This is a genomic window from Rhodococcus sp. DK176 (assembly GCF_038447315.2).
GTDB lineage: Bacteria > Actinomycetota > Actinomycetes > Mycobacteriales > Mycobacteriaceae > Rhodococcus_F > Rhodococcus_F jostii_A.
Window position 1 is genome coordinate 6,692,401 of sequence record NZ_CP118321.2, and the last position, 24,234, is coordinate 6,716,634.

Below are 24,234 nucleotides of genomic sequence, written 5' to 3' on the forward strand. Positions count from 1 at the left end.
CAGCGTCCGCCGGTGCAGTCGTTGCGGGGCGCGACATTCGCGTTCGAGATCGATGCGCAGACGCATCGAGCGCTCGCCGCTGTCGCGCGCCGGCATAACGCGAGCATGTTCATGGTTGTGCACGCGGCGTTCGCGGTGCTGCTAGAGCGTCTCAGCTCCGACACCGATCTCGCCATCGGGACCCCGATCGCTGGTCGCGGCGTACGTGAAGTCGACGACATGGTCGGCATGTTCGTCAACACGCTGGTGTTGCGGAGCACGGTGAACCCGGACGCCCGCTTCGTCGAGTTGCTCGAGCAGGTTCGCGAGACGGACCTCGAGGCATTCGCGCACGCCGACGTCCCCTTCGAGCGCCTGGTCGAGGTGCTGAAGGTGCCCCGCTCGACCGCGCATCAACCGCTGTTCCAGGTCGCGCTGGCGTTCAACGACAGCACCGGCGCCACGCTCGAACTCCCCGGACTGGAGGTGTCGATACTCGAAACACCCTTGGATGTGGCGAAATTCGATCTACAGCTCAGTGTCGGCGAGCGCTACGTCGAGGGGGGAGCCGCGGGTATCTCCGCGTCCTTCAACTACGCGACAGATCTGTTCGATGAGGACACGATCCAGGGCTTCGCGAGGAGATTCGCCCGCATCCTCGACGTGGTCTCGACCGAGCCGTCGGCAGTGCTCGGTGATATCGAGATCCTCGATCCGCAGGAGAAGGCGGCAATCGCGCCGGTGCGAGGTCTCGATTCGGTGGCACCGCAGGTGCTGCCCGATCTGCTGCGTTCACGGGTCGAGATCGCTCCGGATGCAACCGCGCTCTCTTTCGAGGGACGTGAGCTGACTTACCGTCAGCTCGATGAGCAGTCCAACCGGTTGGCACGAGTGCTCATTGGGCACGGCGTGGGTCCGGAGACCTATGTTGCTCTCGCGATCACGCGTTCTGTCGAATCAATTTGGGGAATCTGGGCGATCGCGAAGGCCGGCGGTGCCTACCTGCCTGTGGACCCGAAGCTTCCGCTCGACCGCGTGGCCGAGATGTTGTCGGACTCGGGTGCGGGCCTGGGCCTCACTGTGTCAGGCGTGCACGACAGTCTCCCGCAGGCCGTGACGTGGTTGCAGCTTGACAACAAAAAGTTCGTCGCCGAGGTCGATTTGGAGGATGCGGGCCCGGTTGAGGACAGTGACCGCATCCGTCCCCTCGCGGTCGATCACCCGGCGTATCTCATCTACACCTCGGGTTCGACGGGTAAGCCGAAGGGCGTCGTGGTCACCCACCGCGGTCTGGCGAACCTCACCCGTGAGGTGCGCGAGCACTACGTCGTGTCGCCGAACTCCCGTTTCCTGCACGTGGCGTCGCCGAGCTTCGACACGTCGGTCGGGGAGATGCTCGCCGCGTTCAGCGCGGGCGCCACCCTGGTGATCTCGCCCGCGGACGTGTACGGCGGCGACGAACTCGCCGACCTGATCCGCCGCGAACGGGTCAACAACGTGGTCATGACACCGACCGCGCTGATGACCGTCGACCCCGACGGGCTCGACACGGTCACGTCCGTCGTGGTCGGCGGCGACACCTGCACACCGGAACTCGTGGCACGGTGGGCTCCCGGCCGCGAGATGCGCAACGCCTACGGTCCCACCGAGACCACGGTCATCGTCACCATCACCGAACCGATGGTGGCGGGCGAACGCGTGACGATCGGTTCGCCGCTGCGTGGCGTCGAATCCCTCATCCTCGATTCGAGGTTGCGTCCGGTGCCCGAGGGAGTTCCCGGGGAGCTCTACATCTGCGGTCCGTCGGTGACCCGCGGCTACCACAACCGTCCGTCGGTCACGGCGGAGCGGTTCGTGGCCAACCCGTTCGGCGAACCCGGCGCGCGCATGTACCGCACCGGCGACGTCGTGCGCTGGGCGGACGGACACCGGGTGGAGTACGTCGGCCGGTCCGACTTCCAGGTGAAGGTCCGCGGGTTCCGCGTTGAACTCGGTGAGATCGACGCCGCCCTGGCCGCGCAGCCGAACGTCGAGTTCGCCGTGACCGTGGGTCGCGAGAACCCTGCCGGGCTGACGACTCTCGTGTCGTACGTCCTGCCTGCCGACGGGGCAACGGTCGATCCGGAATCGCTGAAGTCGGTTGTCGGCGAGACGCTTCCGCCGTACATGGTGCCGTCCGTCGTGATTCTCCTCGACGAGGTCCCGCTGACCGGCATCGGCAAGCTGGATCGCGCGCGGCTGCCCGAACCCGAGTTCGTCACCGCGGGCGCGGAGTTCCGTGCCCCGACGACACCCGCGGAAGAGACGATCGCAGGCATCTTCGCCGACGTGCTCGGACTCGAGCAGGTCAGCGTCGACGACAGCTTCTTCGACCTCGGCGGAAATTCGCTGAGCGCCACCCGTGTCGTGTCCAGGGCCGGGCAGGTCTTCGGTCGCCGCATCGGAGTGCGGGAACTGTTCGAGGCGCCGACGGTCGCGGGCCTCGCCGCCCGCATCGCCACTCCGGACGAGAACCTCCGACCGCGGCCCGTCCTCGCGCCGCGGGAGAGGTCTGCCTTCGTCCCGCTGTCGCTGGCACAGTCCCGGATGTGGTTCATCAACCGCTTCGACCCCGACTCGCCCGCCTACAACATTCCCCTCGCGGTCCGATTGACCGGTGCGCTGGACGTGGACGCGCTGCAGTCCGCCGTGTTCGACGTGCTCGACCGGCACGAGTCGCTGCGCACGATCTACCCGGACTCGCCGGAGGGCCCGCACCAGGTGATCCTCCCCGCCGACCAGGTCCGGCTGGACCTGACGCCCGCTGCGGTGTCGGATGACGAACTGCGCGAGCAGTTGGTGGAGATGGTCACCGCCGGATTCGACGTCACCGCCGACGTTCCGCCGATCCGGACGCGACTGTTCGAGGTCGGCCCGCAGGACTACGTGCTGGCACTCGTCGTGCACCACGTGTCCACCGACGGTGAGTCCACGGCGCCGTTCGTGCGCGACGTCATGGTGGCGTATGCGTCGCGGGCGGCAGGCCGGGAACCCGGCTTCGCGCCGCTCCCGGTGCAGTACGCGGATTACGCGATCTGGCAGCGTGAACTCCTCGGCAGCGAGGACGACCCCGACAGCCTGATCGCCGCCCAGTTGGCCTTCTGGAAGAAGACGCTTGCCGGCGTGCCCGATCTCCTCGAGCTGCCGGTGGACCGGCCGCGACCGCCCGTGCAGTCCCTGCGCGGGTCGCGGATCGACTTCACCATCGACGCCGAGGTGCACCGCGGTCTGGCAGCGCTGGCCCGCAGGCACAACGCCAGCGTGTTCATGGCCGTGCACGCCGCGTTCGCGGTGCTGCTCAGCCGGTTGTCCGGCGCCGAGGACATCTCGGTGGGCACCCCGATCGCAGGCCGCGGCGAGCGCGAACTCGACGACGTCGTCGGCATGTTCGTCAACACCCTTGCGCTGCGGGTGCAGGTCGACGGGCAGCAGACGTTCGACGAGATCCTCGATCGTGCCCGGGAGGCCGACCTCGAGGCGTTCTCGCACGCCGACGTGCCGTTCGAGCGCCTGGTCGAGGTCCTGAACCCGGCACGCTCGATGGCCCACCACCCGATCTTCCAGGTGGGCTACTCGTTCCAGAACACGACGAAGGCCGAGCTGGAACTGCCCGACCTCACCGTCACACCGCTCGAGGTCGAGGGCGACACCGCGCAGTTCGACCTGCATCTGATCCTGGGCGACAGCCCCGAGGGTGAGCAGATGTCGGGCGTGTTCACGTTCGCGACCGACCTGTTCGACGCCGCCACCGTCAAGCGTTTCGCGGACATGTTCCGCCGCGTCCTGGCCGCCGCGGTGGACTCGCCGCGGACCGCGGTCGGCGACCTGCCGCTCGCAGGCAGCGACGAGCGTGCGCTGGTGGTGTCCGGATGGAACGACACGGAGCGGGCCCTGCCGGAGACGACGCTCTCGGACATGTTCGCGTCCGCCGCCGCGGAGAACCCGGACGTCACCGCTCTCGTGTTCGAGGGCGAGTCGCTGACGTACGCCGACTTCTCGGCGAGGGTCAACCGGTTGGCCCGGCACCTCGTCGGCCGCGGGGTCGGCCCGGAAACCGTGGTCGGCCTCGCGATTCCGCGTTCGGTGGAACTGCTGGTCGGCATGTACGCGATCGCCGCGGCCGGCGGTGCGTACCTGCCGATCGACCCGGACCATCCGGCCGAGCGCACCGCGTACGTGATGGAGAGCGCACAACCCGTCTGCGTCCTGGCGACCCGCGCCGTCGTCGGGGGACTGCCGGGCGAGGTCGACTACCTCCTCCTCGACGAACTGGATCTGGGCGGAATCGACCCGTCCCCGCTCACCGACTCGGAGCGGATCACGCCGCTGCGGCCGGAGAACGCCGCGTACGTGATCTACACGTCCGGCTCGACCGGCCGCCCGAAGGGTGTGGCGATCGCGCACCGTGCGATCGCCAACCAGTTGCGGTGGAAGCAGTCGGAATATCCGCTCACCGCCGAAGACTCGGTGTTGCTCAAGACGGCGGCGACGTTCGACCTGTCGGTGTGGGAGTTCTGGTGGGCGCTGACCGCGGGCGCACGTCTGGTCGTCGCCACACCGGACGGCCACCGCGACCCGTCGTACCTGGCCGCACTCGTTGCGGAGCAGCAGGTCTCGACGGTCCACTTCGTGCCTTCGCTGCTGTCGGCGTTCGTCGCGGTGGCGGAGCCTGCCCAGCTGGTGTCGTTGAGACGTGTGCTCTGCATCGGTGAGGCACTGCCCGCCGACACGATGCTCCGCTTCCGCGACGTCTCCGACGCGGAGATCTTCAACCTGTACGGCCCCACCGAGGCCGCCGTCAGCGTCACCCACTACCGGTGCGGCGACGAGCGCGACGGTTCGGTCCCGATCGGCAGGCCCGAATGGAACACGCAGACGTACGTTCTCGATGCGCGTCTTCACCCGGTTCCCGCCGGCGTCACAGGTGAGCTCTATCTCGCGGGCGAGCAGTTGGCGCGCGGTTACTTCGGCCGCCACGACCTCACCGCGGAACGGTTCGTCGCCAACCCGTTCGGCGACGCCGGACACCGGATGTACCGCACCGGTGACCTGGTGCGATGGAACCGCGACGGCAACCTCGACTACGTCGGCCGGAGCGACTTCCAGGTCAAGGTCCGCGGTTTCCGGATCGAACTCGGCGAGATCGAGCGGGCGCTCGTGGCGCACCCGTCGGTGGCGCAGGCCGTCGTCGTCGTCCACCACGACCGTCACACCGGGGACCGGCTCGTCGGCTACGTGGTGCCGGAGCAGGGCGTCTCCGTCGACGACGCCGACGTTCTCACGTTCGCCGGCCGGTCGGTGCCGGGATACATGGTGCCGTCCGCGCTGATCGCCCTCGACGTGCTGCCGCTGAACATCAACGGCAAGCTCGATCGCAAGGCGCTCCCCGAACCCGAGTTCGGTGGCGCCGTGGACCATTACAAGGCTCCGCGTACGCCCGTCGAGGAGATCGTCGCCGGAGTCTTCGCGGACGTGCTCGGTCACGAGCGGGTCAGCGTGGACACGAGCTTCTTCGACCTCGGCGGCAACTCACTGGTCGCGACGCGCGTGGTCGCCCGCGTCAACGCCGCGCTCGACACGTCGATCGGTGTGCGCGAACTGTTCGAGGCTCCGACGGTGATCGCGCTGTCGGCTCGCGCCGAGCAGTCCGATTCGGCGGGCGCGAACCGCCCGGCCCTGGTGCCGCAGCCGCGTCCGGCCCGGATTCCGCTGTCCCCGGCGCAGTCCCGCATGTGGTTCATCAACCAGTTCGACACGGCGTCGGCGGCGTACAACATTCCGTTGGCGATCAGGCTGACGGGCCACCTAGACGTCCCGGCGCTCGAACAGGCACTCGGCGACGTCGTCGAACGGCACGAGACGCTGCGCACGACGTACCCCGACACCGGAGACGGTCCGGGCCAGGTCGTGCTGTCGCGTACCCGGAGTTTCACCTCACTGGACGTGGAGAACGTCGCAGACGAGAACGCCCTGCGTGGGCGCGTGATCTCCCTCGTCACCGCCGGTTTCGACGTCGCGAAGACCGTCCCGGTCCGCGCGCGTCTCCTGCGGATCGACGCCGAGCAGCACGTGCTGGTCATCGTGGTCCACCACATCTCCTCCGACGGTGCCTCGACGGCACCGCTGGCGCGCGACGTGGTGATCGCGTACAGCGCACGCGCGGCCGGTTCCGAACCTGCCTGGGCTCCGCTCGACGTCCAGTACGCGGACTTCTCGCTCTGGCAGCACGAGTTGCTCGGCGACGAGAACGCGTCGGATTCGCTGGCCACCAAGCAGATCGACTACTGGCGGACCACGCTCAGCGGTCTGCCGGACGTGCTGCCGTTGCCGACGGACCGGCCGCGGCCGCCCGCGCAGTCGATGCGCGGCGCGAACTTCGACTTCGAGATCGACGCGGAACTGCGCGACCGGCTCGGGGCGCTGGCGCGTGAGCACAACGCGTCGCTGTTCATGGTCGCGCACGCGGCACTGTCGGTGCTGCTCGCTCGGCTGAGCGCCACGGACGACATCGCGCTGGGGACCGCGATCGAGGGCCGCGGCGAGGCCGCGCTCGACGACCTCGTGGGCATGTTCGTCAACACGCTGGTGTTGCGCGCGCAGGTCGACGTCGACGCGACGTTCGCCGACCTCCTCGCGCAGGTGCGTCAGCACGACCTCGGTGCGTTCACGCACACCGACGTGCCGTTCGAGCGGCTGGTCGAGATCCTCCAGCCGGAACGCTCCACGGCGTTCTCGCCGCTCTTCCAGGTGGCACTCGCTTTCCAGAACATCGAGCAGGCGCACCTGGAGCTGCCCGGTCTGACGGTCGAGGGACTCGACGGTGGGATCAGCGCCGCGAAGTTCGATCTGCAGCTCACGCTCGCGGACGCAGCCGGCACGGACGGGGACGCGCCCATGCGGGGCGTCTTCACCTACGCGACGGATCTGTTCGACGAACGCACGATCGCGTCGTTCGCGTTCCGTTTCCAGCGCATCCTCGAGGCGATCACTACCGACGCCTCCGTGCTGATCGGGGACATCGACGTCCTGAGCGAGAACGAGCACGCGGTGCTGGCACCCGTGCGCGGCGCCGACAGCGCCGCACCCGAGCTCCTGTCGAGCATCCTGGCCACCGCCGCCGCGGTGGACCCCGATGCCGTCGCCGTCGTGTGCGGCGACGAACAGGTCACCTACCGCGAGCTCGACGAGCGCTCGAACCGTCTCGCCCGCGTCCTGATCGGCAGGGGCATCGGGGCCGACGACTTCGTCGCACTGGCGCTGACGCGTTCCGTCGAATCCATCCTCTCCATCTGGGCGGTCGCGAAGACCGGCGCCGCATTCGTGCCCGTCGATCCGAGCTACCCGTTCGACCGGATCCTGCACATGGTCACGGACTCCCGCGTCGAGGTCGGTCTCACCACCGGCGCCCACGTCGGCGAGCTGCCGGACACCGTGCGCTGGCTGGTGCTCGGTGAGGACGAGATGGACGGCGACTGCGCGTCCGTGTCGTCCGAGGCCGTCACCGACGCCGACCGCATCCGTCCGACACGGGTCGACGATGCGGCGTACGTCATCTACACGTCGGGGTCGACGGGTCTGCCCAAGGGCGTCGTCGTCACCCACACCGGGCTGGCGAACGTCACGACCGAGCAGGTCGAGCGACTCCGCCTCACTCCGCAGTCGCGGGTGCTGCACTTCGCCTCGCCGAGCTTCGACGCGTCCGTGTTCGAACTGCTGCACGCCGTGGCCGCCGCGTCGACGATGGTCATCGCGTCCGGCGTGGTCTACGGCGGCGACGAACTCGCCCGGTTGCTGAAGAAGCAGAAGGTCACGCACGCGTTCATCACGCCCGCGGCTCTGACCACGGTCGACCCGGCCGGGTTGGACGGCATCGAGGTGCTGTCGGTGGCCGGTGAGGCCTGCCCGCCGGAACTCATGCAGAAGTGGGCGCCGGGCCGGCGCATGTTCAACCTCTACGGCCCGTCCGAGGCGACGATCTGGAGTACGTCGAGCAACCCGATGAAGGCGGATCAGCCCGTCACCATCGGTGGTCCCACCCGGGGCGTCGACGTGGTCGTGCTCGACTCGCGGCTCACGCCCGTCCCGGTGGGGGTCGCGGGTGAGCTGTACGTGGCGGGTCCGAGCGTGGCACGCGGCTATCACAACCGGTTCGCCCTGACGGCGGAGCGATTCGTCGCCAACCCGTTCGGCGGTCCCGGTGAGCGGCTCTACCGCACCGGCGACGTCGTCCGCTGGGTGCACGACGGGGAGACCGGCGACCTCGTCCTCGACTACGTCGGCCGGTCGGACTTCCAGGTGAAGGTCCGCGGGTTCCGCATCGAGCTCGGTGAGATCGACGCCGAACTCGGCAGCCACCCGAGCGTGGACTTCGCGGTCACGCTGGGCCACCACCGCGAGCAGACCGGTCAGACCGTGCTGGTGTCGTACGTGATGCCCGCTGCCGGCGCGTCGATCGACGTCGCGGAACTGTCGGCGTTCGTGTCCGAGACCCTGCCCGGGTACATGGTGCCGTCGTCGATCATGGCGATCGACTCGGTGCCGCTGACGCCCGCCGGAAAGCTCGACCGGAAGGCGCTTCCCGAACCTCAGTTCGTGTCGGCCGCCAGTGAGTACTGCGCGCCGTCGACGCCGATGGAGAAGGCCATCGCCGACGTCTTCGCGCAGGTGCTCGGTGTGGACCGTGTCAGCGTCGACGACTCGTTCTTCGCCCTCGGCGGCGACAGCATCGTGTCCATCCAGCTGACGACCCGCGCGAAGAACGCCGGGGTGCTGTTCACGGCTCGGGACGTCTTCGAGCGCAAGACCGTCTCGGCGCTGGCCGACGTGGCCGCCTGGGCCACCGACGTCGAGTCGGTGAAGCTCGAGGAGCTGCCGGGCGGCGGCGTCGGTTCGATTCCGCTCACGCCCATCGCGCACTGGCTGGTGGAGACGGCAGGGACCTTCGAGAAGTTCTCGCAGGCGGTTCTGCTGACCACCCCGCCCGCGGTCACGCGGGATCAGTTGGTGGCCACGGTGGATGCTGTCCTGGAACGCCACGACATTCTCCGATCCCGGCTCACCCGGGCCGGGGACGACTGGGCGTTCGAGGCTCTCTCCACCGAAGAAGCGTTCGGTGCGGACGACCTGATCGAGCGGATCGAGTTCACCGACAAGCCGGGAACGGACGGATTCGAGAGGCTGGCACGCGCGGCTCTCGACCGCGCGGCGGAGCGGCTGGATCCGGCGTCGGGCCGGATGACGCAGTTCGTGTGGTTCGCTCCCGCGGCGTCGTTGCCGGGGCAGAGCGGCCGCCTGCTGGTGCTCGCGCATCACCTCGTCGTCGACGGTGTGTCCTGGCGAGTGCTGTTGCCGGACTTCGCGACCGCGGGTTCGCAGGTCACGGCGGGACAGCCGGCGCAGCTCGAACCGGTCGGCTCGTCGGTCCGTGCGTGGGCGCACGGTCTCGTCGAGGAGGCGAAGTCGCCGCACCGCGTGGCGGAACTCGACTTCTGGCGCGGGATGCTCGCGGGCACAGACCCGCTGATCGGAAAGCGTGCATTCGATCCCGCACGCGACGTGATCGCCCGGACCGACCGCCTGAGCATGACGTTCTCGACGCAGGTGACGCAGGCGCTGCTCACCACGATCCCGCAGTCCGTGAACGGCGGTGTCAACGACGGCCTGCTCGCGGCTCTCGCTCTCGCGGTCGCGCGCTGGCGTGGACTCCGCAACGGGACCGAGGATCGCTCGGTGCTGATCAACCTCGAGGGACACGGCAGGGAAGAGGCGACCGTGCCCGGTGCCGACCTCTCCCGCACGGTGGGCTGGTTCACGAGCCTGTACCCGGTGCGGCTGGACGTCTCCCGGGCCGATCTCGACGACGCGTTCGACGGCGGGACGTCGACAGGCGCGGCGCTGAAGGCTGTCAAGGAACAGTTGCTTGCCGTGCCCGACAAGGGCATCGGCTACGGGCTGCTTCGCTACCTGAACGAGGAGACCGCTGCGGCTCTGGCATCGTTGCCGACTCCGCAGATCGGGTTCAACTACCTCGGTCGCGCGGGCTCGGTGGATCTGCCCGCCGAGATCCGGGATCTCGGCTGGATCCCCGACAGCGATTCGGGTGAGTTCGGCGGTGCCATGGACGACGACATGGTGGCACCCGCGGTACTCAGCATCAACGCGGTGACGTCGGAGACGGCGTCCGGTCCCCAGATCGAAGCCAAGATCGCGTTCGCCACCGAGATTCTCGACGAGGCGGACGTGTGGGAGCTCGCCGAACTGTGGCACGCCGCGGCGACCGCGCTGGCCGAGCACGCCTCCGGACCGAACGGCGGCGGTCTCACCCCGTCCGACGTTCCGCTGGTGTCCGTGACGCAGGACGACCTCGAGGCGCTCGAGCGGCGCTACCCCGACGCAACCGACGTGTGGCCGCTCGCCCCTCTGCAGTCCGGAATGTTCTTCCATTCCGTTCTCGCCGAGGACGCGGTCGACGTCTACACCGCTCAGGTGGTGCTGGACTTCCAGGGCATCGTCGACACCGGCCGGCTCCGCGGCGCGGCGGAGGCGTTGATCGCACGGCACGCGAACCTGCGCACGGCGTTCGTCCCCGACGATTCGGGAACCGCGGTCCAGGTGGTCGTCGACCGCGTCGCACTGCCGTGGGAAGAGCTCGACCTCTCCGGTCTGTCCGGGGCCGAACGCGAGGAGCGGATGAGTTCCGTTCTGAGCGAGCATCGTTCGGCGCGGTTCGACATGAGTCGTCCGCCCCTGATGCGGTTCCTGCTGATCCGCACGGGCGAGAACAGCTACCGGTTCTCCATCAGCAACCACCACATCCTGCTCGACGGATGGTCGATGCCGTTGCTGATGAAGGACCTGCTGGTGCTGTACGCGACCCGCGGAGACGGTTCGGTGCTGCCGCGTGTGCGCAGCTACCGAGACTTCCTCGGCTGGCTGACCGAACGCGACACCGACGCATCGCGCAGCGCCTGGGCGCATGCACTGGCGGGACTGGACGGCCCGACCGTGCTGGCCCCGGCGCCGAGCAGCGAGGACCGACCCGAGCCGGCCGAGTTCGCGCTGCACCTCGGTGAGGTGGTGAGCGAGAACCTGGCGCGCATCGCCCGGGACCGCGGCCTGACGATGAACACGATCGTCCAGGCTGCGTGGGGTCTGCTGCTGGCCCGCATGACGGCCTCGGACGACGTCGTCTTCGGCGCCACCGTGTCGGGTCGTCCCCCGGAGGTCGCAGGCATCGAGTCGATGGTGGGCCTGTTCATCAACACCATCCCGATCCGCGTGCGTATCGATCCCCGTGAGTCGCTCCTCGGACTACTCGAGCGGCTGCAGGCGGAACAGTCGACGCTGTTCGACCACCATCACATCGGTCTTCCGGAGATCCAGCAGATCGCCGGAATCGGTGGGCTGTTCGACACGTTGACGGTGTTCGAGTCGTACCCGGTGGACCGCGCAGGTCTCACCGAGGACAGTGACATCGACGGTCTCCGGGTCGCCGGGGTGCAGATCAGCGACGCCTCGCACTACCCGCTGAGCCTGCTGGCCCAGTCGGACAGCGAGCTGCAACTGGTCCTGAAGTACCTTCCCGACGTATTCGGCGCCGACACCGTCGAGCGGCTCGGGTCCCGGCTGAACCGGATCCTGCAGACCATCGCGGCAGGCAGTTCCACGCTGGTGGGCGATCTCGACCTGCTGACCGGCGACGAACGCGAACTCGTCCTGTCCGGGTGGAACGACTCGGGGCACGACGTCACCGACGAATCCGTGGTGTCGATGTTCGGCGCCCAAGTCGCCCGCACACCGGATCGAACGGCGGTGGTGGCGGACCACGTCCGGCTCACCTACGCGGAGTTCGACGCGCGGGTGAATCGTCTGGCGCGGCACCTGATATCGATGGGTGTGGGGCCGGACTCGGTGGTGGGCATCGCGATGCGACGCTCGCTCGACATGGTGATCAGCCTCTACGCCGTCCACGCGGCGGGTGGCGCGTACGTGCCGATCGACCCGGAGCACCCGGCGGACCGCACCTCGTACGTGGTGGACAGTGCCAGGCCGACGTGTGTGCTGAGCCTGGCCGACGACATCGCGAATCTCGACGTGGACGTGCCGGTGTACCTGGTCGAGGACTTCGACCTGTCCGAGTACGCGGCCGGCCCGGTCGAGGATTCCGAGCGGCTCGCCGAGTTGCGCCCGGACAACCTGGCCTACGCGCTGTACACGTCGGGTTCGACGGGACGTCCGAAGGGCGTGGCGATTCCGCACGCGGCGCTGGCCAACCAGCTGGCGTGGATGCGGGACGTCTACGGCATCGGCGCGCAGGACGTGGTGCTGCAGAAGACACCGTTCACGTTCGACGCCTCGGTGTGGGAGCTGTTCCTGCCGTTGGTGGTCGGTGGCACTCTCGTGATCGCGTCGCCGGACGGTCACCGCGACCCCGAGTACATGGCAGCGACCGTGGGCACGGAAGCGGTGACGGTGATCCAGTTCGTCCCGTCCGTGCTGACCATGTTCCTCGACGCCGCGACGGCCGACCGGTGTGGTTCGCTGCGCCTGGTCTTCGCGGGCGGTGAGCCGCTGCCGCAGTCGGCTGCCGAGCGGGTCGCCGGTCTCGGTTCCGCGGAATTGGTGAACCTGTACGGCCCGACCGAGGTGACCATCAACTCGACGGCCCACGTGGTGGAGCCGTCGGGAACGGCGACGATCGCGCCGATCGGTTCGCCGGCCTGGAACACGCGGGCCTACGTGCTCGACGCTCATCTGAAGCCGGCGCCGATCGGTGTTCCCGGTGAGCTGTACCTCGACGGCGCGCAACTCGCTCGCGGATACGTCAACAGTTCCGCACTGAGTGCGGAACGGTTCGTCGCGAACCCGTTCGACGATTCGGGTGCGCGGATGTACCGCACCGGCGACCTCGTCCGGTGGAACGAGAACGGCGTCCTCGAGTTCGTGGGCCGCACCGACTTCCAGGTGAAGGTGCGCGGACTGCGTATCGAGCTCGGCGAGGTCGAGGAGGCGTTCGTCCGGTACCGCGACGTGGCGCAGGCGGCCGTGATCGTCCACAACAGCGAGGTGGGTGCGCGGCTCGTCGCCTACGTCGTGCCGAAGCCGGATGCCGCTCTCGACGCGGCGGCGCTGAACGGGTTCGTCGCGGAATCGCTGCCCGAGTACATGATTCCGGATTTCGTGATGGTTCTCGCCGAACTGCCGTTGGGTACCAGCGGCAAGCTCGACCGGCGCGCACTGCCGGTGCCGGACTTCGCGTCGGCGGCCGAGTTCCGGGCGCCGAGCACCGACACCGAGCGTGCACTCGCGACCGTGTTCGGTGAACTGCTCGGCCGGGAGAGCGTCGGAATCGACGACTCGTTCTTCGAGCTCGGCGGCGACAGCATCGTGTCGATCCAGTTGGTGGCGCGGGCACGTTCGGCCGGTATCCACTTCACCGCGCGAGATGTGTTCGAGCGGCGCACCGTTGCCGAGCTGGCCGCGGTGGCCGACTCGGGCGAGTCCGCGGCGGCCGCACTGCAGGAGTACGAGGGTGGTGGCGTCGGAACGGTGCCGCTCACCCCAGTTGCCCGCAAGATGGTCGAGCGCGGCGGCGACTTCGACCGGTTCGTCATGCCGCTGTTGCTCACACTGCCCGCCGGGATCGAACGCGAGCAGGTGATCGCGACGATCGCCGCCGTGGTCGACAAGCACGACGTGCTGCGGTCGACCCTGGTCACGTCCGGCGTGGGGGACGCGCTCGAGATCGCACCCGCGGGCAGCGTCGACATCGACGCCACCGTGCAGCGGGTGGCGATCGCGGCCGGCGACGAGCCCGGTTCGCCGGAGTTCGACGCGGTGGCGAGTGCGGCGTTCGACGCGGCGCTGGATCGCCTCGACCCGCGCACCGGGTCGATGCTCCAGTTCGTCTGGTTCGACCCCGCCGAGTCGGATCGGCGCGGACGGCTCCTCGTGGTGCCGCACCACCTCGTCATCGACTCCGTGTCGTGGCGGATCCTCGTGCCGGACTTCGCGACCGCGGGCGCGCAGATCGCCGCCGGTACGTCGCCGTCACTCGAGCCGGTCGGAACGTCGCTGCGGCGCTGGACCGACGGTCTGCTCGAGGCGGCGGTCAAGCCGGAGCGGGTGGCCGAACTCGAGGTGTGGGAACACATGCTGACCGGCCCGGATCCGCTGCTCGGATCGCGTGAGCTGGACCTGGGAACCGATCTGGTGAGCACGCTGGAGCGGACCCGGGTGGATGTTCCGGCACCGGTCACCGAGGCATTGCTGGGTGGCACGCCGGGTTCGCTCGACGGTGAGATCGGCGACGTCCTCGCGGCAGCCCTCGCGTTGGCAGTGGCCGCATGGCGGCGCGACCGCGGAGTCGAGGCTTCGTCGACGGTCGTCACCCTCGAGGGCCACGGACGTGAAGAGTCCACGGTGCCGGGTGCGGATCTGTCGCGGACGGTCGGCTGGTTCACCACGATGTACCCGGCACGTCTCGACCTCGCCGGGGTCGACATCGCCGATGCCCTGCGGGGTGGCGCGGGCGCGGCGGACGCCGTGCGCGCCGTACGGGATCAGCTGAGCGCGATCCCGGACCGGGGAATCGGGTACGGGCTGCTCCGGTACCTGAACCCCGACACGTCGGCGGTCATGAGGAACTGGTCGGAACCGCAGATCGTGTTCAACTACATCGGACGCGTCAGCGCGGCCGAGGTTCCCGAGGCGGTACGCGGACTCGACTGGCTGCCCGATTTCGAATCCTCCATCGCAGGCGGATACGAGAACAGCGCGATGCCTGCCCAGGCCGTTCTCGACATCCAGTCGGTGGTTTCGGAAACCGCGGAGGGCCTGCAGTTGTCGGCGTTCATGTCGTTCCCGCCCGACATCATCTCGGCGCCGGAAGTGGATCGGTTCGGGGAGTTCTGGGTGGCCGCCCTCACCGCGCTCGTGGCTCAGGCCGAGGAGCGATCCGGGCGCTGATCTCCGCGGCCCGTGGTGGGGAGGCTCCGAGCCTTCCCACCACGTGGCCCCGTCTGTTTCCGTCGCCGCGGAGTCAGGCCCACTCGAAGGACATCTCGCCCGCGACGCCGAGGTGCTTGCACAGCTTGTGGATCCCACTGAAATCCTGGACCAGTGCGGATCGGCGGGTGTCGTGTTCGGCGTCGTCGATCATCGCCTGACCGCCGTCCAGGTCCAGGATGTCGACGATGGTGTGCCACGTCGAGTAGTCGTTGCTGCTGAATGCCGTCATCGCGTCGACGAGCCCGTCCAGGAAGTGGCGGCGGTCGTCGGGGCTCAGCGTGTCGTAGACGACGCCCGCGATGTCGTCGGCGATCGAGGCGTGACAGTACTCGTCGCGGTTGTGGAGGCGGACCGTCGCCCGGTTGACCGGCTGGATGACGTCGTTCTCGGAGATCAGGTCGAGGTAGGAGCTGATCGAGATCTCCGCCACCGTCATGAAGGCGAACGTGGTGATCGCCCGCTTCCTCGGGTCGGCGGCATCGGCGGTCGCCGCGCGTTGACGGCGCAACGTCAGGACGTCGGGAAGGGCGTTGTTCGGCATGGCCCAACCGCGTTGCCTGCGCGTGACCGCGCTCGCGTTCAGGTGCATGAGGGTGTGGTACTGCTCGTCGACCATCGCCTGGTGGACGGCCACGGCGAACGTGTCGCCGAGCCCGGTGTCCAGGGCGTCGTGCGCGACGAGGTCGAACCCGGGATTGACCACGTACTGCTCGATGTCCATGACGTTCTTGTTGAAAGCGATCCAGGCCCACGCCCGGAGCTGGTTCCGTTGCTCCTCGCGCATGCCGAGGAACCGATCGTGATCGGCGAAGGGCAGCAACTCGTTCGGGTAGTCCTGCTTGTCGAGATCGAACAGCGCGTCGAGGTCCGGTTCCGGCTTCTTCACGGTCGCCCGCTGTCCCCAGTTCCGGGCGAGTCGGGACACGACGGCGCTCTCCACCGGATCAGACGGGTCGTACTCCGGGAGCGAAGGAGTCTTCTGGGGCGTCATGACGAATCTCCATTCCTGTCCCACGACTGCGGCTGTCTGCGAACGAGATCGGTGAAGAGGTCGGCGCACAGCCGGGCGAGGGGTTCGCTCCGGCCGCCGAGCGTCGACGTCGAGCGGGACATGAGCGTGGCGAAATCATCCTCCGAGCCCTGCTCGACGGTTTCCGTGAGAGTGGTCAGCGCCGCGGCGAGCGCGCGGCGGGCCTCGCCCGCGAAGGGATTGCCCGCCTGGATGTCCCGGTAGACCTCCGGGACACCTCCGCCGACCCGCGCGAGGAGCGCGAGCGACACGAGGTGGGGAGGGGTTGCCACCGCGGTGAGTTCGGCGCCGTCGCCACCGAGGTCCGCGAGCGCGAGGCCGAACGCGAGGACGCCGGCGTGGGTCAGTGCCTGGGTCGCTGCCGTGAGCCGGTCGTGGTGTTCGGCGTCCAGGCGGACCACCGACGACCCCCAGCCGGACAGCACCGACAGGAACCACTCGACCTCACCGCTGTCCCGGTAGGTCACCGCCGCGACGGGGCGGCCCTCCGGCCCGAGGGAAGGCGCGAACATCGGGTTGATGCCCACCGCGCCGTTGCGCAACGCGCTGTCACGCAGGGCGGCGTCGAATCGGGACTTCACGGACAGCGTGTCGACCAGCAGGGCGTGTTCGGGCAATTCCGCGACGACGAACGGAATCGCCTCCAGAGCGACGCTTTCGGGGATCGCGAGGATTACCGCATCGGCGGCGTGCACCACCGCCCGCAGCTCCGGCGACGGGTCGGTGACGTCCCCCTTCACCTGATCCGGGTCGGACCGGTCGGTGAATCGGATGTCGATGGTGCGCACCGTGTTTCCGTCGGCGCGCAGCCGAGCCGCCAGCATCCGGCCGACATCGCCGGAACCGCCGATCAGCGCGACGGTCCGGGTGGATGCGGCCGGGACGTTCACGGCCCGATCTCGTTCGGCCGGTCTGCCGTCACGGTCAGTGCCCGCAACATGGTGGCGGCCTTGACCATCGCCTCGTCGAACTCCTCCTCCGGGTCGGAGAGGGCGGTGATCGCGCCGCCGATGCCGAACGTCACCTCGGTATCCGTGGCGACGATCGTGCGGATGACGATCGACAGGTCGGCCGTCCCCGTCAGTGAGAAGTAGCCGATCGATCCGGAATACACACCGCGAGGCCCGGACTCGAGCCGGTCGATGATCTCCATGGTCCGGATCTTCGGGGCGCCCGTCATCGATCCGCCCGGGAAGGCGGCGCGAACGCACTCGACGACGGAGGCGTCGGCGCTGAGCGTCCCGCGCACGGTCGACACGAGTTGATGCACGGCCGCGTACGTCTCGACGTCGAAGAGCTTGGGAACGTGCACCGATCCGGGAACGCACACCCGGGCCAGATCGTTGCGCGTCAGGTCGACGATCATCAGGTTCTCGGCGCGGTCCTTCTCGCTGTCGAGCAGGTCCTGCCGCAGCGCCGCGTCCTTGGCGGGGGTCGCGCCGCGCGGACGCGTCCCCTTGATGGGTTTGGACTCCACCACCCGGTCCGCTCCGATCCTGAGGAACCGTTCGGGGGAGGCGCTGAGAACCGACAGACCGGCGAACTGGAGGTACGCGCTGTACGGGGTGGGGCTGATGGAGCGCAGCAACTCGAACGTGTGCAGGGGATCGATCGACTGGTCCACCGTCGCCATGTTGGTCAGGCACACCTCGTAGGACTCGCCGGTCCGGATCTCGCCGAGCGAGGTCCCGATGTGTTCGAGGTATTTGTCGTGATCGTGGCGCAGGGCGAGTTCGGCGGACTCCGGCTTCCGGATCGGCGACACCGCGGTCGGCGGGTTGTCCGGCTCGGCCAGCCGATGCAGCGCCACCTCCATCTCGTCGAGCCAGCGGCGCAACTCCGGATCGTCCTGGTGATCGCTCAGGCACAGCGCGTAGGTGCGCTCGCCGGAATGGTCGATGACGACAGCGCGGTCCGCGAACACCAGCGCGGCGTCCGGGGTGGGCGACTTGTGGGCCGCCGTGCCGCCGGTCTCGGCCTTCAGTTCGTAGCCGAGGTACCCCACGTAGCCGAGGCCGAACGGCACCCCCGGGAGGCCGGGCACCGACCGGGCCTGCAGTTGCCGCTCGAGGTAGTCGAAGAACGGTGCATGTACCTGTTCGACCGGCAACCCCTCGCGAGTGATCCGGACGATCGCTTCGCTGACGTCGTACGTGATGTATTCGGCGCGGGGGCCGGAACAATTGCCCATGATGGTGAACCGCGAATTCGGTTCCGACGCCGACGTCCCGTCCAGCCAGAACGCGTTGGGCCCGGACGCGAAGAGATCCTCGAACGTGGTGCGGGGATCGACTTCGTGGTCGACGCGCACCTGCTGGATCACGTACGGCGCGTGGGGAATCGGGATTCTGAGCATGGAACCGTGCGTGGATGTCCCGGAATGCGTCTGCGTGAGATCGCGGAAGTTCGCGAGCAGTTCGTGACCGAAGGCGGTGCTGATCGACTCGGGGTGGAACTGGACGCCCCACAGCGGACGAGTGCGGTGACGGACACCCATCAGCAGGCCGTCGGCGGTCCAGGCGGTGGCCTCGAGGTCGTCGGGGAGATCCTCGACGATCAGCGAGTGGTAGCGCACCGTCGGAAACGGTGACGGAATGCCCGCGAAGAGTTCGGAACCGTTGTGTTCGACGAGGGACACGCGGCCGTGCATCGGTTCGGGTGCGAGAACCACACTGCCACCGAACAGCTGACACAGCCCCTGATGGCCGAGGCACACGCCGAGGACGGGGAGTGCGGTCTCCGTGATGACGCGCGCACTGATGCCGAAGTCCCGTTGCCGCTCCGGGCGTCCGGGGCCGGGGGAGATGACGATGTTGTCGAAGTCGGACCAGGGGATCGAATCCCACTCCACATCGTTGTGCACGACCGTGGGGGGTTCACCGTTCACCTCGGCCAGCAGGGTGAACAGGTTGTAGGTGAAGGAATCGTAATTGTCGACCAAGAGCGTCCGGGTACTCATCACGACTCGACATTCGCAGAGGGCACGGAACTGTGACGAACGTGGTGGTTGTCATGGTGGTCGTGGCGTCCGTTGTGGTGAGGGCCCTCGTCGGCGGGCTCCGCGTTGATCACGAGGTCCTCGAGCCTGCAGGTCTCGGCGATGAGAAGGTCGTAAAGCGAGTCGAAGAACTCCGGGGACAGTGAGTGGCTGTCCGCGTACTGTCGTGCCCGTTCGCGGACGATGTGGATCCGGCCGGGCTGCATCATGGCGATGTGCTCGCGTCGCTTCAGTTCGCCGATGCGCAGGCACACCTCCAAGCGCTGCCGGACCGCGTCGAGAAGGGTCGCGTCGACTGCGTCGAGTTCGGCGCGCAGACCGTCGAGTGCCTGCTGCGCCGAGGCGTCAGAATGCTCTCCGGAATCGTCGCCGTTCCGCTGTTCTACGGAGAAATACATAATCGCCCCACTCACTCGATTGGCAGTAGCTTTCTCATCCCGACTATCGTGTGTCGTTGGTGGTTCGTTTCGGCGAGCCTTCCGGATGGCCGGGAGGACTGTCTGTGATCAGCCGAAGACGAATCGTGTGGGTTATCACCCCCAGAGTCTCGATCTCAGGTTGAGACTTCGATGGACAGTTGGGTAACGTAACCTGAAGTCTATTTCCGTCAACTCAGGATACGAGGAATATGCGTATATCGTCGGCCGGTAAGGCCCTGTTGTTCGCGCTGGCAGGCATCGTGATGCTCTGCGGTGTGGCACCAGCGGCAGCGGATCCCGTGGAAGCGGAACCCGCACCCGCGGCCGACCCGTCGGTACTGCCGGGGGCGAACGACTGGAGCTGTAAGCCGTCCGCGGCGCACCCGCGTCCCGTCGTACTGGTGCACGGCACCTGGACCGGCATGGTGGGAACGTGGAAGGACCTCGCCCCGGCGCTCACGGCGGAGGGGTACTGCGTCTTCGCCCTCAACTACGGACAGGCTGCCGGTCTGACCGAGGGCAACCTGATGCGCATGTTCGGCGGCGCCGACATCGCGGAGTCCGCGCGGCAGCTCGCCGGTTTCGTCGACCAGGTCCGTACCACCACCGGCGCTTCGCAGGTCGACATGATCGGGCATTCGCTCGGTGGCACGGTGTCCCGCCAGTACCTGCGGTTCGACGGCGGCGCCGACCCAACGAACCCCGCGCTGAACAAGGTGCACTCGCTCGTCACGCTCGGTGCCACCAACCACGGCACCAGCTTCGGGGACGTCCAGGCGCTCGGTGCAATCGCTCAGGCACTGGGCGTGCCGGTCACGACGCTCGCCGGTGTCGCGGTCGGGCCGTCCTACATCCAGCAGATGGTGGGCTCGCCCTTCCTCCAACTCCTCAACGCGGGCGGCGACACCGACCCGGGCATCGAGTACACGGTGGTCGCCAGCCGCAGGGATACTGTGTCGACCCCGCCGGAGAACACGTTCCTGGCGGCTGGTCCGGGGGCCGTCGTGCACAACATCTGGCTCCAGGACGGCTGCGAGACGAACACGGCCGAACACGGCCAGCTGACCACCGATGCGCGGGCCGTGTACATCATCCAGCGGGCGCTGGACCCCACCTACGGAGATCGCAACCCCGCACCGTGCTGACCCGGCGCCGGGGACCGGTAGTGCCGGTCAGTCCCAGATGCCGACCTCGTCGAGATGCGCGACCAGTCGCTGGGCGCCGTCGATGAAGTGGGCCTTGTTCTCGGCACCCACCACTTCGGCCTTCCCGTCGGCGAGGGCGGCGATGAGACGGCGATGGCTGTCGACCGCCGACTCACCCCAGGCCGGATCGGACGAATAGAACTGCACCGGGGTGTAGCGGGTGGCGCTGAGCAGGAACCACGACAGCTTGCTCGCGTCGGCAAGCCGGTTGATGACCCGGTGGAACGAGAACTCGAGGTCCTCGATGCGGCCGGCGTCGCCGTCCTCGACGGCGCGCCGCAGCTTCTCGTTGATCGCGGTCAGCTCTTCCACGGCCTCCGGGGTGGCCGACCGTGTCGCGCGGACCGCGAGTTCCTCGGCGATCTGCCCCTGCAGCCAGAAGAGGTCGTGGATGTCGTCCCGGCTGAGCGGTGCGACGACGTACCCGCGGTGAGGAACCAGTTCGACGAGTCCCTCGCCCCGCAGGGTCAGAAGCGCCTCACGGACAGGTGTGACGCTGACCCCCAGGTCTGCCGCAGTCTCGTCGAGGCGGATGAAGTCACCCGGGCGAACGCCCCCGGACATGATCAGGTTGCGGACGTGCACGGCGACGTCGTCCGACAGCTGGGGTCGGCGGCGCAGGGTGCGGCCCGCTGGGGATCGTGACACGGAGGGCGATGCCATGGAGAACTCCTTCGATGCGGCAAACCAGCATAAACCGCAGGGGATGATTACAAGCCGTAGGTCTTGCCGATGATGTCGCGCTGAATCTCGTTGGTACCGCCGTAGATGGTCGACACGATGGTGGAGCGGACGTGCTTCTCCATGTCGAACTCGGTGGCGTAGCCGTACCCGCCCATCATCTGCATACCCTCGAGCGCGACCTTCTTCGCCGTCTCCGTGACCTTCAGTTTGGCCATCGACGCCTCGCGGGCCAGCATCTTGTCCGGGTTCGCGTCGACGTCCTTGGCGACGCTGTAGACGAGCAGCTTGCAGCACTCGATCTCCGTCGCGAGATCGGCGATGCGATGGCGCAGCGCCTGGAACGATCCGACGGGCCGCCCGAACTGCTTTCGCTGGGTGACGAAGTCGAGGGTGTCGGCGAACGCGCGCTGCGCGGTGCCGAGCATCATGGCGGCGAGGATCAGGCGTTCGAAGTTCAGGCCGGTCATCAGCTGGCGCCAGCCGTTGCCGACCTCGCCCACCACCGCGTCCTCGGGCAGGACGCAATCGGTGAAGTAGAGATCGTTGACCTCCTTGCCGCCCATCGTGTCGATGCCGCTGATCTTCAGCCCGGCGGTATCCGCGGGGACGTGGAACATGGTGAGGCCTTCGTGCTTGCCGTCGCCGCGCCCGGTGCGGGCCACGAGCAGGATGTTGTCGGCGAAGTGCGCGTTGGAGCACCACGTCTTCTGACCGTTGATCACCCAGCCGTCGGCGGTCTTTTCCGCGCGGGTGCTGAGGTTGCCGACATCGGAACCGGCTTCCGGCTCGGACATCGAGATGGACTGCGATCGGCCTGCCACGATGCCGCGCAGCACGACGTCCTTCTGTGCGTCTGTTCCGAACTTCGCGTAGGCGCCGCCCGTGATCAGGGTGGGACCGATGCCGCCGATGGGTGCCATGCCCTTGGCGGCCTCCTCGAGCAGGATGCACATGTCGACGTGGCTGGCGGCCGAGCCGTCGTACTCCTCGGGAATGGTGATGCCCAGCCAGCCCAGCTTGGCCATCTTCTCGTAGACGTCCTGATTGTGGTTGTGCTCGCCGTGATTCGTCAGCCTGTCGCGCTGCTCGCGGGTGCCGCTCTCGCGCTTGCAGAAATCGGCGATAGCCGACGCGAAGTCCTTCTGTTCACTGGTGAATTCGACGCTCATGTCCGGGGGACTCCTCATGGTTGATTCGGCCGGTGAATCGGTCGGCCGGAGTGACTGTGCGGGGCTTGCCGCGATGGGGTCTGCCGCATACTGTGATGTCCACTACATTACATCACATATATTTGATGTGATCTCGAGGGAGGACAGACCATGCCACAGCAGGCGGAGACGACCGAGACGACGGCCGGCGAACAGCCCGCAGCCCCGACGGAGCAGGCGCCGAAGACGTTCGCGTCCCTGGACCCGCGCAATGGCAACGTCCTGGCCGAGTACCCGATCCAGGGGGAGCCGGAGGTGCGCGACGCCGTCGACGCGGCCCGAGCGGCCGCGCAGTGGTGGAACGCTCTCGGATTCGACGGCCGCAAGCAATGGCTTCTCGACTGGAAGAAGTCCGTCGCACGAGACGGTGAGCAGCTCGCCGCACTCGTCGCCGCCGAAACCGGTAAGCCGGACGACGACGCGCTCCTCGAAGTGATGCTCGCCGTCGAACACCTCGACTGGGCCGCGAAGAACGCGGGCAAGGTCCTGAAACGGCGCAAGGTGCCGTCCGGCCTGGTCAGCGCGAACCAGGCCAGCAGCGTCGGATACGAGCCGATGGGTGTGGTCGGTGTCATCGGGCCGTGGAACTACCCCGTCTACACGCCGATGGGTTCGATCTCCTATGCGCTGGCGGCAGGCAATACCGTGGTCTTCAAACCCAGCGAGCTGACCCCCGGGGTCGCGGTGTGGCTCGCCGACAAGTGGAAGGCGCTCGTTCCCAACCAGCCCGTGCTGCAGGTGGTCACCGGAGACGGATCGACCGGCGCGGCGCTCGTCTCGGCCGGGGTCGACAAGATCGCCTTCACCGGATCTGCCGCCACCGGCAAGCGCGTCATGGCCGCGTGCGCCGAAACGCTCACCCCCCTCGTCGTCGAGGCGGGCGGCAAGGACGCCATGCTCGTCGACGCCGACGCGAATCTCGACGAGGCGGCCGGCTTCGCGGTGTTCGGCGCGATGGGCAACGCCGGACAGACGTGCGCCGGCGTCGAGCGCATCTATGTCGTCGACTCGGTCTACGACGAGTTCGTCCGACTGGTCGCCGAGAAGTCGAAGGCCCTGCACCCCGGCCCCCGGGACGCCGCCTACGGTCCGATGACGATGGCCGGCCAGTCCGACGTCGTCCGCAGTCACGTCCAGGACGCACTCGACAAGGGCGGATCCGCGGTGGTCGGCGGACTGGACTCCATCAAGGACGGCTACGTCGGGCCGATCGTGCTGACCGGCGTTCCCGAGGACAGCACCGCGATCCGCGAAGAGACGTTCGGCCCCACGGTCGTCATCAACAAGGTTGCCAGCCTCGACGAAGCGGTCACGAAGGCCAACGGCACCACGTTCGGGCTCGGCGCATCCATCTTCACCAAGGACGCGACGAAGGCGATGCAGGCTGCCGAGAAGCTCAGGACCGGAGTCGTGACGATCGGTTCGGTGCTCGGGTTCGCCGGTGTGGCGGCGCTGCCGTTCGGCGGTGTCGGAGATTCGGGCTTCGGCCGCATCCACGGCGCCGACGGTCTGCGTGAATTCAGCCGGGTCAAATCCATCGCCAGGCAGAAGTTCACGGCTCCGCTGAACCTGCTCACCATGCAGCGCAAGTCGCGGGACATGAAGATCTCGGCCTGGATGTTGAAGAACCGGCACGGACGCTGATCACACGGCAGGAGGGTAT

General features: G+C 68.0%; 9 protein-coding genes (1 of these 9 only partly in view). 3 read left to right on the forward strand and 6 right to left on the reverse strand.

All coding sequences use genetic code 11. The annotated features are described in order from the left end of the window. Nucleotides 1–14,985, forward strand: the end of a protein-coding gene (locus tag PSR88_RS31015; protein ID WP_037197338.1) for a non-ribosomal peptide synthase/polyketide synthase. The gene continues 18,762 nt to the left of window position 1, outside the view; the window shows 14,985 of its 33,747 coding nt (coding positions 18,763–33,747); the start codon falls outside the window, past its left edge; its stop codon occupies nt 14,983–14,985. A gap of 73 nt (nt 14,986–15,058) precedes the next feature. On the opposite strand, the gene PSR88_RS31020 is transcribed toward PSR88_RS31015, so the two are convergent. From PSR88_RS31020 to PSR88_RS31035, 4 genes are read right to left on the reverse strand one after another with little or no spacing between them, the layout of a single operon-like run. Further along, on the reverse strand, nt 15,059–16,018 hold the full coding sequence (locus PSR88_RS31020) for an AurF N-oxygenase family protein (protein ID WP_016883257.1): 960 nt from the start codon (nt 16,016–16,018) through the stop codon (nt 15,059–15,061). Beyond that, a complete protein-coding gene (locus PSR88_RS31025; protein ID WP_016883256.1) occupies nt 16,015–16,947 on the reverse strand; it encodes a prephenate dehydrogenase/arogenate dehydrogenase family protein in 933 nt (310 codons plus the stop codon). Before PSR88_RS31025 ends, PSR88_RS31020 begins: the two co-directional genes overlap by 4 nt. Further along, nucleotides 16,944–19,016 carry an aminodeoxychorismate synthase component I gene (gene pabB, locus PSR88_RS31030; RefSeq protein ID WP_016883255.1) on the reverse strand — a complete coding sequence of 691 codons (2,073 nt, stop codon included), beginning with the start codon at nt 19,014–19,016 and terminating at the stop codon, nt 16,944–16,946. Before pabB ends, PSR88_RS31025 begins: the two co-directional genes overlap by 4 nt. Continuing rightward, nucleotides 19,016–19,453: a chorismate mutase family protein gene (locus tag PSR88_RS31035; protein ID WP_011598136.1), complete on the reverse strand. Its 438-nt coding sequence runs from the start codon at nt 19,451–19,453 to the stop codon at nt 19,016–19,018. The genes pabB and PSR88_RS31035 overlap by 1 nt, the downstream gene beginning before the upstream one ends. Before the next feature lie 230 nt (nt 19,454–19,683). Between PSR88_RS31035 and PSR88_RS31040 the strand changes: the two genes are divergently transcribed. Beyond that, the gene (locus tag PSR88_RS31040; protein ID WP_016883254.1) at nt 19,684–20,619 is read left to right on the forward strand and encodes an esterase/lipase family protein; all 936 of its coding nucleotides are present in this window, start codon (nt 19,684–19,686) and stop codon (nt 20,617–20,619) included. A 27-nt stretch (nt 20,620–20,646) separates the two neighbouring features. On the opposite strand, the gene PSR88_RS31045 is transcribed toward PSR88_RS31040, so the two are convergent. Next, nucleotides 20,647–21,342: a GntR family transcriptional regulator gene (locus PSR88_RS31045; RefSeq protein ID WP_009479348.1), complete on the reverse strand. Its 696-nt coding sequence runs from the start codon at nt 21,340–21,342 to the stop codon at nt 20,647–20,649. 47 nt (nt 21,343–21,389) lie between these two features. Beyond that, nucleotides 21,390–22,532 (reverse strand): acyl-CoA dehydrogenase family protein, encoded by a 1,143-nt coding sequence (locus tag PSR88_RS31050; protein WP_016883253.1) that lies wholly within the window; start codon nt 22,530–22,532, stop codon nt 21,390–21,392. Between the two features lie 150 nt (nt 22,533–22,682). Here PSR88_RS31050 and PSR88_RS31055 point away from each other — a divergent pair, with 150 nt between their 5' ends. Further along, nucleotides 22,683–24,215, forward strand: a complete 1,533-nt coding sequence (locus PSR88_RS31055) for an aldehyde dehydrogenase family protein (RefSeq protein WP_016883252.1) — start codon at nt 22,683–22,685, stop codon at nt 24,213–24,215. Nucleotides 24,216–24,234: the final 19 nt, after the last annotated feature.